13 protein-coding genes and 1 riboswitch are annotated in these 12736 nt (G+C 52.8%); of the genes, 6 read left to right on the top strand and 7 right to left on the bottom strand.

Annotated features, from left to right (window positions below; genetic code table 11):
* Window positions 1-40 precede the first annotated feature (40 nt).
* On the top strand, window positions 41-994 hold the full coding sequence (locus tag CO251_RS02915; RefSeq protein WP_146038967.1) for a hypothetical protein: 954 nt from the start codon (window positions 41-43) through the stop codon (window positions 992-994).
* Window positions 995-1353: 359 nt separating this feature from the next.
* Here the strand turns inward: CO251_RS02915 and CO251_RS02910 are convergent, their stop codons facing one another.
* Both CO251_RS02910 and CO251_RS02905 read right to left on the bottom strand, forming a co-directional pair.
* Window positions 1354-1626 (bottom strand): type II toxin-antitoxin system RelE/ParE family toxin, encoded by a 273-nt coding sequence (locus CO251_RS02910; RefSeq protein ID WP_103374310.1) that lies wholly within the window; start codon window positions 1624-1626, stop codon window positions 1354-1356.
* Window positions 1604-1816 carry a TraY domain-containing protein gene (locus CO251_RS02905; RefSeq protein ID WP_103374309.1) on the bottom strand — a complete coding sequence of 71 codons (213 nt, stop codon included), beginning with the start codon at window positions 1814-1816 and terminating at the stop codon, window positions 1604-1606. Before CO251_RS02905 ends, CO251_RS02910 begins: the two co-directional genes overlap by 23 nt.
* Window positions 1817-2011: 195 nt before the next feature.
* A riboswitch (cyclic di-GMP riboswitch) is annotated at window positions 2012-2094 on the top strand.
* A gap of 65 nt (window positions 2095-2159) precedes the next feature.
* On the opposite strand from CO251_RS02905, the gene CO251_RS02900 reads away from it, so the two are divergent.
* From CO251_RS02900 to CO251_RS02885, 4 genes are all read left to right on the top strand, one after another.
* Window positions 2160-2513, top strand: a complete 354-nt coding sequence (locus CO251_RS02900) for a helix-turn-helix domain-containing protein (RefSeq protein WP_158246145.1) — start codon at window positions 2160-2162, stop codon at window positions 2511-2513.
* A 217-nt stretch (window positions 2514-2730) separates the two neighbouring features.
* On the top strand, window positions 2731-3087 hold the full coding sequence (locus tag CO251_RS02895; protein WP_103374308.1) for an RNA polymerase sigma factor: 357 nt from the start codon (window positions 2731-2733) through the stop codon (window positions 3085-3087).
* Window positions 3088-3297: 210 nt separating this feature from the next.
* Window positions 3298-3489: a hypothetical protein gene (locus CO251_RS02890; protein ID WP_103374307.1), complete on the top strand. Its 192-nt coding sequence runs from the start codon at window positions 3298-3300 to the stop codon at window positions 3487-3489.
* Between the two features lie 102 nt (window positions 3490-3591).
* Complete coding sequence (locus CO251_RS02885; protein WP_103374306.1) at window positions 3592-4452, top strand: hypothetical protein; 861 nt, start codon at window positions 3592-3594, stop codon at window positions 4450-4452.
* 237 nt (window positions 4453-4689) lie between these two features.
* On the opposite strand, the gene CO251_RS02880 is transcribed toward CO251_RS02885, so the two are convergent.
* The 5 genes from CO251_RS02880 to CO251_RS02860 form a co-directional block, all read right to left on the bottom strand.
* Window positions 4690-5715 carry a hypothetical protein gene (locus CO251_RS02880; RefSeq protein ID WP_146038966.1) on the bottom strand — a complete coding sequence of 342 codons (1026 nt, stop codon included), beginning with the start codon at window positions 5713-5715 and terminating at the stop codon, window positions 4690-4692.
* Window positions 5716-6558: 843 nt separating this feature from the next.
* Window positions 6559-7665 (bottom strand): bifunctional 2-polyprenyl-6-hydroxyphenol methylase/3-demethylubiquinol 3-O-methyltransferase UbiG, encoded by a 1107-nt coding sequence (locus CO251_RS02875; protein WP_207654604.1) that lies wholly within the window; start codon window positions 7663-7665, stop codon window positions 6559-6561.
* On the bottom strand, window positions 7658-8938 hold the full coding sequence (locus CO251_RS02870) for a hypothetical protein (protein WP_103374304.1): 1281 nt from the start codon (window positions 8936-8938) through the stop codon (window positions 7658-7660). Before CO251_RS02870 ends, CO251_RS02875 begins: the two co-directional genes overlap by 8 nt.
* Before the next feature lie 34 nt (window positions 8939-8972).
* Window positions 8973-10106, bottom strand: a complete 1134-nt coding sequence (locus tag CO251_RS02865; protein ID WP_103374303.1) for a hypothetical protein — start codon at window positions 10104-10106, stop codon at window positions 8973-8975.
* Between the two features lies 1 nt (window position 10107).
* Window positions 10108-11352 (bottom strand): acetyl-CoA carboxylase biotin carboxylase subunit family protein, encoded by a 1245-nt coding sequence (locus CO251_RS02860; RefSeq protein WP_207654603.1) that lies wholly within the window; start codon window positions 11350-11352, stop codon window positions 10108-10110.
* Window positions 11353-12148: 796 nt separating this feature from the next.
* Here CO251_RS02860 and CO251_RS02855 point away from each other — a divergent pair.
* Window positions 12149-12673 carry a DUF6423 family protein gene (locus tag CO251_RS02855; protein WP_103374301.1) on the top strand — a complete coding sequence of 175 codons (525 nt, stop codon included), beginning with the start codon at window positions 12149-12151 and terminating at the stop codon, window positions 12671-12673.
* The last annotated feature ends 63 nt before the right edge of the window (window positions 12674-12736 follow it).

The raw sequence follows: 12736 nt of genomic DNA, 5'->3' as shown, positions 1-12736 counted from the left end.
CAGCTCCTTTTCCACACCATTATGGCTAAAATTATCATTTTTGTCGCGGGTCAAATACGCCAGTCCCGGTAGTCTCTTGGGACAGGATCTCGCTGCGGTCCGCGCTGAGCGCGACCTGCTTCAGCAGGAGGTGGAGGAGCACCGCGATCAGGCGCGTCGCCAGCATGGCTGGACCCCCGAAGAAATCGCCACTCTACACCGGTTAGAGCAGCAGCATATGCCCCTGGGCAGCGCGCTCACGCAGGCCTTGCAGGCGTTAGCCGTCGATCCCCTCGTGCTGTCTCTGGCGCAGGTTCCGGACTCCGCTGCGGCTTTTGCCGCCCAATGGCGCGATGCGGACGGGGCGCCGCTTACGGCCCTCGCCGCCCAGGTGGATCGCGCGCGCGATTATGATGGCGTCGTGCAGCATTGGGAGCAACAAGTGACGCAAGCGCAAAAAGATCTGGCGCAGGTCAATACGTTCTTCGGACGGATTTTTCATGCGGATCGGCTGCGCGCGGCCCGCCAGCAGGTGGCCGACAAGGAAAAACACTTAGCGAGTTTCCGACAAGACGCAGAGGCCTATCATGCGCGCATCCAGCGCTATCAGCGGGCTTCTCAGACTGAGGACACCGCCTGGCAGGCTCTGCAACCGCACGTGGAACAGACGCGGACAGCGCTAGCCGAAGCGTGCACGATCGGCACCCTTGCGACCCTTGTCAGTCTCAATGCGGCCAATCGCCAGCACGCCGCCTGGGCCCAGACGACTTTTCGTCGTCAGCTGGTCGCGGAGGCCCGAACGTTGAGCTCCCGCATTCTTACGCAGCGTGTTGCCGATTGGCGCACACCAGATGTCTTCACGCGGTTTATGGAGCAGCTCAATCCGACTCTCCAAGACTTCCAGGCCGAACGCCGAGCGACTGCCCAACGCGACGCCACAATGCGTGCACGGCGAGCGCAAGACCGCAAGCCCTCGCATCCCCCTAAGAGCCAGGAGGACGAGCTCGAACTCTAGCCCGAGCCCAGACCTTTTTGGGGTCCGGCCAACAAAACGCAGATCTGGATCACGAAGGTCTCTTTACATGGTGAAGTTATGCGCCTTAGATTATCATACGAACCTTGTTGCCCTTTTCTGCTCCATTTGCTACACAGACCCCATAACCTGCTTTTTATTAATATAGATCGTCTTCAGTGTAGCAAAGCGGCGTCGCAAAAGACGCGACGATCCGCCCTTATGCGCCACACCGGTCGAAATGGTGCCAACTCCTGCAAGATCCGAATGAGCCCACTGCGACACACACATCCTTTCGGAATGCTTTGGGGGCAATTCACCGCAGATTCCGGGGAGGGGGGCCCATGATACCCAAAACCTCTTTAGCGGTACACCTCGCGGCGGTGGCCAATGGCCACCACCACCACGACATGGCGGTCATTCTCTAAGAGACAGATGATCCGGTACGTCCCCACCCGGTAGCGCCACAGTCCGGTTTTTTCCCCCTTGAGGGGTTTGCCTAAGGCCCGGGGCGAGTCGAGCCCGGCAACACGGGTGCGCAAGAATTGCACGAGGCGCCGCTGAATCGTGGGATCCAATGCCCGGAGATCGCGATGCGCTGCGGCATCAAACTCAACGGTCCAGGTGGAGTTCACGTTCTATGGCTTCCAATCCGATGCGTGGGTGATGTTCTTCAAGGCGGGCCATAGCCAGAAGATAGTCTTCCTCAGCTTCGAGGAAGTCGGCAATGGCTTTCTTGGCATAATAGCTTTTGGTCCGACCGGTTTTTCTGGCCAGTTCCTCCAATCGCGTTTCGATATCCGGGGGCAAACGGACGGCAAACATCGCACAGCACCTCCTTATCTTATGTCATACTAGTATAACGATAAATCGCGTCCGTGCACAGAGTCTCCTGACTTCTCTTAACGGATCCAAGAGGCGCACGGGGTCCGGGAAGGGGGCGTTATGTCAAGAAGACGGGACAGGGTTTGGCGCCTAGCGGTAACTTGTCCCCTCGGCCCGGCGTTATCTTCAGTATATGACAAAAAATGGCACACCCGCCGCAAGGCGGGGTCGCAAAGTCACGGGTCCTCTCCCTGCGGGAGGATAGCCGGACTCCCTGATCGGCGCCAGACTGCGCTTGCGGATGTCTTCCGTCGAACGTTTCCGGATTGAAGGAGGACGCGAGATGTCCGAAAACCCTTCCCTCATTGTCATTACGCCCGCGATTGCGATTGATCGCGACCAACAGATCGTGCTCCGCTATCATCGGACCGTGTTTCTACCAGCGCGCACCTGGCATCTGCTGGCCTACCTGGTAGACCATCCCCAGCGCCTGATTCCGGATGCGACCCTCCTCAGGGTGGGGTGGCCTCAAGAAGATTGGCATGCGCCTTCAGACCTTTATCGGCATATGCATCGAATTCGTGGGGCCATCGAACCCGATCCGCGTCACCCCCAGGTACTCCTGACCCGGCGGGATGTCGGATATGTCTTGTTATTACCCTCTGGCGTAGACGCGCAGCGACCCTCCTCTCATTGATCGGATTGTCTGTTCTATTCAGATAACAGCACCCAATGACAGATAAGGTGCAGATAAGGTGCAGGTTATTGCCAGGTTCGTGTCAGATTCGCGGTGTACGCTCAATCTATCGACATCCGAGAGGAATGTGGACACGCATGAAAGGCGTTGCGGAAATCATCGTGTTTCTGGGCGGTCTGTTCAGTGGAACCCTGATGTTGAGGCCAGGAGGATCCTCATGATGACCGTCGAAGAGCGGCAAGTGCGAGCGTGGATTCAGACGGTGTTGCGACGTGCGGCGGTGCGTTGGTTTATAGACCAACGCCACCAGCATGCTTCGGAGGTGGCATTGGAACCAAGAGAAAAGGAGGAAGTCTTATGGGAGCACGCGGATCCACATTCCACCGATTCCGACATCGCGGTGTCGATGTGGATGGCTCACTGTTTGCGGCAATTAACGCCGCGCGATCAAGCCATTCTTCAGGCGATCAATCACGGTTGGACGCAAAAGGAAACGGCTCAGGCTCTGCATTGCACCGATCGGACGGTGCGTCGGGCGATCCGGCGTATCCGGAGTCAGTGCCCCTATTCGTAGCCCTCTGTCAGGTTTGCGCGGGGAATGCGGACGCCTTCGAAGCGCTGCTGCCACAATTGACCCCTCAAATGAGCCGCTATCAATCGTGGACGAGAATGGCTGCGGACTCTGCCGATTTACACCAAGAACTCCGCGTGACCTTATGGTTCGCGCTGCAGACGCATCCCCCTCAGATTCTTCAACAAATTTGCGGTTTAGGAGGCGAGACCCATGATTTCTGAACAAGACCTTCGGCACGCGTGTCGGCAGGAACATAGAGCCATCCTCGTGTGTTGTGCGCAGTGGGATACCACCGGCGGGTGTTCATCAGCATTGGAGGAAGAACTTCAGCATCACCACATCGTTTTATCGGTGCTCCGCGATTATCTTATGCAGCAATATCATGAGGATCTGCATCAATGAAAAAATTTATTGCGCCCACCCTGTCCGCTTTTTCCGCAGATTTGTCTCTTACCTTAGTAGACCGGTAAGGTCAAATACTACAACAGGAAAGGGTGTTTTATAATGTCCACTGTGTTTGCATGTGCGTACACCGAATACGATCAGGCCGATACGTTAGCTAGCTACTATGCTCAAGGGCCAGCATGGCAATTAATGGCGGATTATCTTGTCGGAGCAGCAGCGGTTTTAAATGTTCGGTCACCGATTCCTCTTGCAATAGGCAATCTTGAAGATGGAGGTCCGGGGAATAATTGGTTGCAGATGGAACCAACCTCAATCTCGGAGTTTCAGACAAAATTCTGGGCCCAGAATAATGCTACAGGCCAACCGACTCCTTCAAGTACACAAATCCAAGCCATCGACCCTATCAACGCTGCGGCAGGTGTTTGGTGGTATCAACAAGGTGACGATTGTAATGTTACCGATTGGCAGGGACTTTTAAGCCGAAGTTCCTGGTATAATGGCAACTGCATAAACGAGCAATCGGCCTGTGCGTGTCCCACGGCAACAGCCTACGGTTGGACTAGTCTCTTTCTAGCGTACGGCAATGCCTACGATACGATCGATTCGATGAATTATCAAGGAGCCTATTATGTGACGGGCCCGACAGGTCTTCAGTACCGTTATTTGAGTGCGTCGTGTGGGTCTGGCACCAATATAACCGTGCCAACGTTTGCGACGACTCGCATTCTTCGGTCGACTCCCTATGGGCTCAATAGCACCGGTCGGCAAATCGTTCTCTTGGCTTATGATACCATTGACACGATTAGTTCGCTTCAAATCGATATCAACCAGTATGATGCTGGATACTACCAGCCTCTTGTGACGTCCGATGCGGATTTCGCTGCCCGCTCCACACAAGATTCGAGTATTTGCGTGATTGCTGTGGGTGGCCCGCGTAACGGCCATCAACAATGCATGTAGTAGTTTAGGCCTTTCGTGCGAATCGTTCAGCAGCTTTTCGGAATGGGATTCAACGCCTGCTTACGGCTACATTAACGCAGACGGTGCAACAGCTGCAGATAGTTACTCTCTTGGGAATACGGCCGCAGATCAAGCCAGTGCTGCTGGCTGGTAAACGCACATCACCAGAAAGGCCGCTCGATATAACTAGGCGGCCTTTCTGTGTGTCTTGGGATGTCATCGCATTACAAAAACTGTTCATCCCTGCCAAGACACTGCCATGTGCGCTGTATCGATAGGATTAGCCAGCGATGGGATGCTATCCGACAAGTGCACTGTGATTTCGGGTCCCTTTGGGGACCAGTCCATTCGGGTCAGTGGTTTTTGGTGCAAGTTAATAACCACTCCGACGCCTGGACCGGGCGGCAGCAGAGCTTGGTGGAAATAGGATACGAGGCGTTCGGCAATCATTTGATCGGCTGATTCACTACCTTGGCCCACCTCCCAGATCCATTGTCCCTCATGCCATACGATCAAATGCCGGACCGTGTTTGATTCCCCGTTGATTACACCCGAATGGAATTCGCCGTACGCGTAATAGTTTCCAATGATACCGTGCCCCAGATTGACAGCGGTTTCCGATCCGTGCGGAGCAGACCAGAATCCATTCACGCCTTCAAGAGATGTCAGGGGATGTGACTGTGAGGATCCACCTGCGTCGATTGTCCATCCTGCAATCGCGGCCGATGCAGTTTTATCTTGATTTAAGGACGGACTGTTGACGACGGCCAAGGCAGTAGTCGTATTCCACAGTCCTACGGAATATTGGCGACCAACAGTGCTGGTCGCCATCGGTGATAAGACGCCCGATGGAATCCATCGGGGGCCCTCCAGTGGTAAGCTTATATCCCCGATGCCGACGTCATGATGCGAAATCCACGTGAGCGCCGTTCGGACAACCGGCGGCCATTGACTCGCGTCACGCGGCAACGCAATCGTTGTCGACACGGGACTCGACTCTGGCTCACTGGGAGATATTGAGACGTTCGTGGAGGGTTGGACGATGGCCGATGAGCTAGGAGGATTTGAAGACGTATTTGATGCCGGTGGCGGGTTCGACGATGGGCTTGAAGAGGTGGGTACACCACTAGTATGGACGGTACCGGATACATTGTAATTTCCGTTGCCGGTCGGCGTAGCGGAAAGATGCCCGCTGACACCACAGCCTGCGAGCAGTGTGCCGCCCAAGAGGACGAGTGATCCTAACGCGAGATGTTTTATCATGATGGGTTTCCTCCAGTTGCTCTCACAATCTTGTCATAAACATAACGCACGTGCATTGATGCACGTTACAGAACACGGGCGTCCAAGATTTGGGCGGCGATCCCCACAATCCATCGATATTAACGTCGCCACGGCCACCACGGTCCTCTTGGCGACAATGATGATAGAACCGCCTCCGCCATGGCGACGGTGGTCTCCCGGTAGAGAGGAAAATGGCAGCGATCCCGCGGGATCTGATCGACGCGGTGCCCACCGCTGAACCGCACACAAGCGCCTTGTGTGCGGTTCAGAATGCCGTCCTATCAACACTTTTAGCCACGACACCTGATTTTCGTATTGTGAACCGCACAAAACATGATTAAGAGGACTACGGTGTAGCATTGACGAAGGGTGGACCCATCAGGGAAATGAAACACATTCATGCGTGCGGTAGCCAGAATAGATGAATTAAATACCATATTAACCCAATTCTACCGGGGGAAATCCGCGTTTTGTTGGCGGGACCCCTGCACTAAAAAAGTCACCGGCGTGATCTGAAAAATTCTCAAATCGCCGGGAACACACCGCAAGGCACTCCGATTCATTTCCGTCACGAATCTTCGCAGGGTGCCGTATGTTCGTCTCCCGATCGGCCTAATTTGGCTCGGTGATTGGGTATTATCATGCTGATCGTCGCTTATTGCCCTTTTCTGCTCCCATACTACACAGACCCCAAACTCTTCACATCCGTACTAACGAGTTCTACCGATCGTCTGAGTCAATTGTGCAGGGCCCCTGTTCGGACTAGATTGAACGAGGGCCCTCTGCTGGCACGACGGTGCTCACTACACAATCTTTATGGCGTTATAGATTGGGCTTGCGAAACAAAACCACCGCGGAGTTTCCGAATGCTTCGGTATTGCTGGATTCGGTGTCGACCATGTCAAATCCGTGGCTACAGATTTCATCGATGAGAACCTCGGGTGCTTGATCCAAATGCGGAAGAACTTCTAAGGGAATGTCGACCTCCTGACCATCGACCCGAACGCGGCGAGGAATGACCTGACCCGGAATCAAGTCCTTGGCTACCGCATCATAATCCGGAATGGAATAGAACCCTTTCCCCCAGTCGGATTTGCAGTGATCAACCAAAAAATATCCACCGGGTTTAAGGATTTCAAACACCCGTTGAATATGGCGCGATCGCTGCTTAGTGTCCGTTAACATGTGAAGGCATCCCATATTAAGGGCCACGTCATAACTAGAATCCGCAATGGGGCGCAGGTAGATGACGTCGCTTTCGATAAACCGCACCGTCTGTAATCTGAGTTGGTGTGCCAACTCACGCGCACGTCCCAAAGCTACGCTCGATATGTCGACGCCTGTAACCTCCAGTCCCTGTTGCGCAAGGTAAAGGCTATCTCGTCCTTCGCCGCATCCTAGGTCCACGATACGCCCTTTGGCCAGCTCAAAATGCTTTTGCAGCATGTTTACTAGCGATGCATTGGGTTGATCGGATTCCCACAACTGCGCGCCAGCGTCATAAACCCGTCGGTACCGCTGATCATAGCCAAAATAATAGTCATCCAGGCTGTCGGCTGCCTCTTGGAACGCCTTTTGCTCGATTTGTTCACCGGGTTGCCACGACATATAAATGACGACGTCAGCGTCACCCTTCGCGGCACGTATCAAGAGGCGAATGCCCGCCTTTTTGTAGTACGGTTCCCCAGCTCCTAAGAGAAAAGGCTCCATCATTTCAGAGCGCGTAGTGTCGACTTCGCCCAAATCGATTTTATTGGTCTCCACACACAAGATAGCCTCGATCTGGTGTGGCAGCACAATAATCCCAGATTTTTTGGTTAAACGCCATCGAGCGGTCTTAAAACTGACCGTATTGATGGCAAGCCTCTGACTCGTATCACTTTCTGCCAGTTGTTTGAATAGATCGCTCAACGTGTTTACATTATCCATTTTCTCTCACTCCTAGACGCATCTGGGATAACAGCTGATTACGCAATGGGGTTTCATATTTCAAGCTTCGACCGAGATCGATTAGGGAGTCGAGCGTCGGAGGACCGTTGGGCAATCGCGTGATGGCTACGGCGACGGTCAATTCCAAGATGTCTCGCTGGGCGTTACTCCCACCAAATGGCGTCCCTTGCATGGCGTGCCATAAATCCTCCAAACCCCACTGACATTCCCCTGCCTCAAAAAATGCGAATCCGCGTAAGGCATGGCGCAGTGTTTCCTGGGATCCGGGCTCACTTCGCGTAATGGAATGTTGTGCGAGAGCGGCGGCCTTGTCTCCATACCCATTAGCGAGCAGGACGATCAGGGCATGCAGGTCATTGAACCAATAAAATTCCTCGAGCCCGTAGTGCTTCCACGACTGGTACAATTCCATCCAGCGTGACGAGTCGTCGTACCCCAAGAGATGCAAACGCCACAACAATGACGCCGCATCGAGATCCTCGAGGGAATTGGGATCGCTTTTGCGACGGAGTTCCTGGTCATAGATCTCGTACACCTGGGCAATGTCCATCAGATAGAGTCGGAAAATGGCGTAGTGCCACCAAATGTGAATCCGCATAGAGGAGTTGTCGCACCATTCACTCCGATGTGCCTCCATCCATCGACTGCCCTCATAAAATTGCCCAGTTTCGTAGTAATAGTGGCAGACGACATGAATGGCATAAACATTGCGGGCATTGAGGGTCAACGCGAGATTTGCGGATGTCAAAGCCTGCTCGAAGTTTCCATTCTCCTCGAGCGAGAAGGCATCAATTGCTTTAAAGTACGTCAGTAATGGCGTTTGTGCATTCCATGCATCACGGACCAACTGCATCGTTGTAAGCATCTGCGAAATCCAGCCCATGTAGAACTCGAGCATATGACAGGCCCATACGGCTAAAATGTCTTGTGGATAGCGATTCAGCACTTGTCGTAAGTTACGATGCGACTCTTCAAAGCGTCGATTCGTCCAGTGTTCCAAGGCCCTCAGCAGCAACTGATCGCGCTCCGACTGCTCCGCAAATTCCTTCATAGACCGAAGCCATTCCCGTGCGCGTAGAATTTTGGCTTGCTCCATGGTCGTGACCAAATCGACGCACAAAATCTCAAGACTGGCTAATGACGGACGCTCTGAATTCAACACATCTTCCGGAACGTACTCCATTCCTAACAACCCGACCAGTGCCTGTTCCAATACTGGCAAGTCGTTCCGGTCCCAAACGGTTTGCGGCACTCACTCCTCGCACATCATCAACAATCATAGCTATTCATTCCTCCATTGACGGCTGCATACGCACACCGCCGTTCACCGAAATACTGCCCAAAAGCGACAAGGCCATCAGAAGCGCTAAAATAAACGGCGGCATCCACGTATCGGCGATATGTATGCGTGCTAATGCCAATGTGCCAATGAGAATGGGCAACGCGAGACTGTTAGCCCGTGAGACCATCACCCCCACATTTGCAGTGCCATATCGATGTGCCAGAATCGCTCGTGCAAGGATGCGCAAACCGCCAAAGCCAAATCCCAGCAATAACAGACCGAAGAGGCGCTCATCAATTTGTGCCGTGATGTACCACAAGAGGAAACTCAAGACGATGGAGACACCAATGAAGGCTATCGCGAGAAAACTAATCGCTCTGGACCAAAGCGAAAAGACAAATCCCGATAGCGCCATGCCGATACTCAGAGCAGCATCCAACAGCGCCACATCGAGCATCGACCCCTGATGCAATCGCACCTGCACAGGCAACATGAAATTGAAACTACCCAACGTAGGCCAAATTAGGGCCAAGGCCAGAAAGAGAAATCCGCCGCCTCGGGATGCCGGTGCTTTCAGTGGGGTCCCTGGCGATTCCGCTATGGGTCGGCCGATGACGACCAGTGTGAGAGCACTGAAGCCGGCAGCGACAACAAGGTAAAAGCTGCGGTATCCTAGGGCGTGGATAATAAAGGGAGCACAAATAGGGCCTACCATTAAGGCAACCTGATTGATGGTTACCGAGTAGGAACTGAACTTCGGGATGAGATCATTGGCATAGCCTTTGGCAATCCCAGCGAACCACATCTCCCAGCTGGTTTCCAATATGAAGAAGAATGTCCAAATGATGAAGTTAACCGCTACAACGAGGGTCTCGTCGGAGTGGACCCAGAACAGCGCCACGCAACTGGCCACCACGCCGACCAAACCCACGGCCGAGATACGGGAACCATCGTATTTTTTAAGAACATTGCGGGTCATCATGGGTACAAAAATTGCAGGGACAAAGGACAGGACGCTGGCAAGTGCTAAGGCTCGATAGTGGTCGCTTGCACTACTAGACAGTCCCCAGTTAACGGACAAGAGCACCGCTCCGGATAGGAAGCGGTAAATTCCAGAGAGTGCTAGGTAAAGATACATCTCACAAACTCTTCGTGACAAAAATCTCTTGAGACAACGCCTCCGTTAACCGTGTCGGCTCATCCGGTTTAGATGTGAAAAGGTGCGGCCATGTGTATTCCACGACCCCTTCTCGGGCACGCCAGGCGATGGGTGGTTCAGAGACTTTGCCCACGCTGGCTTGTATCGCCAAGGACCTCACGCAGTCATGCAGTTTCGTTGGCAGACGTATGTCGGTGATGATGCCTGGAGGTGCTTTGAGAAAGGCAATGGCGGCGGTCCGTTGCGGAGTGATGTTCCGAACTATATCAAAAGGAGACTCCCCTAGGTAGGCTTTGACATGAGCGGCATATGGATTGAAATCATAGGCCCGCTCAATCTGGTCCATAATGCCATCGCCGCCAGGACGAGCACCGACCTCAATCACCCACCCTTGCCCATCCAAGATTTTGATCTCGGCATGGGCCATGCCCAACGAAAGCTTGAGTGCCTTACACGCGTGAATGGCCATGTCCAACAGCGGGCGATCATGTATGCGATGACTCGGTACCAAGTGGGCCATTTCAGCAAACCACGGTTCCGGCGACAAATACTTCTCGGTTACTGTAATGACTTGATATTGACCATCAAAACACAAGACCTCAACCGACACTTCATCACGCGACGCAATGAACTTTTCGACTAAGAATTTGTTGCCGGCAATGCCGAACTGCTGACGGTATTCGTCCATCATCTCCATGGAATCCCGGAGTCGCGCCCGCGCCTCCTCCACGGTTTTGGCCAAATACACCCCCCCGCTGCCGCCAAAGTCATACGGTTTGATGACGACTGGCAACCCCACCGTTTCGATGGCCTCCATAAGGTCAGCCTCGGTTTCGATGAGAACGAAAGGAGCGGTTGGTACCCCATATTTTGCAAAGACTTCTTTCATGAGATATTTATTGCGGGACCGCAGGATGGTAGTCGCGTCCATGGACGGCAATCCCAGCGCCCGATTTACGGTATGCGCGGCTGCCAACGTCCAATCGTTTAGCGGAATGACGGCTTTGGGGGTCCAGCCTTGGAGCTCATGCGCATGAATGCTCTTTAAAAGGGTGTCTGCGTCTTGAGGATCAACATTTATTGTGCCGTCGAAGTATCGGTTCAGGCTATATGCGACGCCTTGGTCGGCCGTCCAGATGGGTAAGTTCGTCACTTGTTTAGCTCCAGACAACGAGCGTTCGCGCAAATACTGATTAGCGCCTAGTAACAATACATACTGTTGCACCACATAACCCCTCCATAAGGTCCGCTTAAGTACTAATACGAGCTATCTGCGTCAACGATAGCATTCATCCCAATGTGGGTACGCCGTCAAGCATACCAGGATCGGTAACGAGATGGGACAATTGGTGAAGTGAGGGATATGTAAGATTGTATATATCTATCAAGCATCCTGCCGTAACACGCCTAACAGGAGAGCGCTTGACTATGGTACAATCTGAACCATCCCGCGAGCGCAATATAATAGAACTGCACATGTATTGATTCTGGCGGATTATAGTAAAATTTTAACATAGGTAGATTTTTTATGTCTGGTACTTTAAGACGTTTTTCAAAAGTCTTTTCGTGCTAGAGTCTTGCGTATGGTAAAAATCCAAGAAAAAATTTCCGTCACCGTCCGCAGCGTACACGGCGCCGCAATCTTCTGCTGCATCCGCCGCTATATGTCCATCCTCAAAAAACCATGGTCAAGGGTTTTCGCATAGATTCAGAAGGCCTTTTAGGGGTGTCATTTGATTTTCGACCTTGCGCAATCGCTAACCCGGAAACTTCTGCTAGAGTATGGCCACAGTTCGTGATTTTTCCTCCATGCTTCTCGTGTCTAGTTGACGTATACGTAAATATGACACCTCATGGTGGGCTTTGTGGCATTTATAAATGGCCGAGCAAAATGGGGCCATTCACACCCTTATTCTAGGTTTTCGTAATGACGCGTATTATCCTAAGCTGGCTCCTACATTGAGCGAATATTGCATGACTTAATGTCGGGATGGTAGAATTTACCTTGGAGGTGGAGTTTAATGAGAGCACATGACTTGCACATGGTGGCTGCTATTGACGAACAAAACCGGATGGTCATGATTACTGGAGGCATCGATGTAAACGATATCACCATCGTAATGCGAACGGAGTTACCATCAGCCGGAACGTGGACGATTATGAAAGCCGAAACGAACTTAACTGATAAGACATGGTATGGCTGGCAAGTAACGTTGGGGTCGGATATTACCGTTCCTATGGCGGGGAACAAGCCCCAACTGTTGACCTCCCGAAACTTCGAGCATGCCCGTTACGTTCCCGAAACTAACACGGTGGGTTTTTATGGCGGTGAAATCCGCCCGGGAGAACCCATCTTAAAGTTCTACACAATCGAAACGCGCGTTCCACGGATTGTCATGGGCCATAACCGTATCATCGACGAGGCTGATGCTGAGCTAATGGCGGAAGGTCAGCTTTTGGGTGTCGGATTGCCTAAACTGGAGATCGCGGTGCCCACAAAGAAGATCGCCATACCGGACGTATATAGAATTTCGAAAGTTGGGTAGGCGATAAGAAGTCAACGGCAAGACCCGCGCTAGTTGCGGGTCTTGCCGTTTTGGAGGTCAAAC

Source organism: Sulfobacillus sp. hq2, from assembly GCF_002903155.1.
GTDB lineage: Bacteria > Bacillota > Sulfobacillia > Sulfobacillales > Sulfobacillaceae > Sulfobacillus > Sulfobacillus thermotolerans.
Note: the sequence above shows the minus strand (reverse complement) of the source record. Positions and strands in the feature narration are given on the sequence as shown.

Coding starts and splice junctions, on each gene's coding strand:
- CO251_RS02905 (WP_103374309.1), bottom strand. CDS start 1,816: ATGTTTGCCGTCCGTTTGCCCCCGGATATCGAAACGCGATTGGAGGAA.
- CO251_RS02900 (WP_158246145.1), top strand. CDS start 2,160: ATGTCCGAAAACCCTTCCCTCATTGTCATTACGCCCGCGATTGCGATT.
- CO251_RS02895 (WP_103374308.1), top strand. CDS start 2,731: ATGATGACCGTCGAAGAGCGGCAAGTGCGAGCGTGGATTCAGACGGTG.
- CO251_RS02890 (WP_103374307.1), top strand. CDS start 3,298: ATGATTTCTGAACAAGACCTTCGGCACGCGTGTCGGCAGGAACATAGA.
- CO251_RS02885 (WP_103374306.1), top strand. CDS start 3,592: ATGTCCACTGTGTTTGCATGTGCGTACACCGAATACGATCAGGCCGAT.
- CO251_RS02880 (WP_146038966.1), bottom strand. CDS start 5,715: ATGATAAAACATCTCGCGTTAGGATCACTCGTCCTCTTGGGCGGCACA.
- CO251_RS02875 (WP_207654604.1), bottom strand. CDS start 7,665: ATGGATAATGTAAACACGTTGAGCGATCTATTCAAACAACTGGCAGAA.
- CO251_RS02865 (WP_103374303.1), bottom strand. CDS start 10,106: ATGTATCTTTACCTAGCACTCTCTGGAATTTACCGCTTCCTATCCGGA.
- CO251_RS02855 (WP_103374301.1), top strand. CDS start 12,149: ATGAGAGCACATGACTTGCACATGGTGGCTGCTATTGACGAACAAAAC.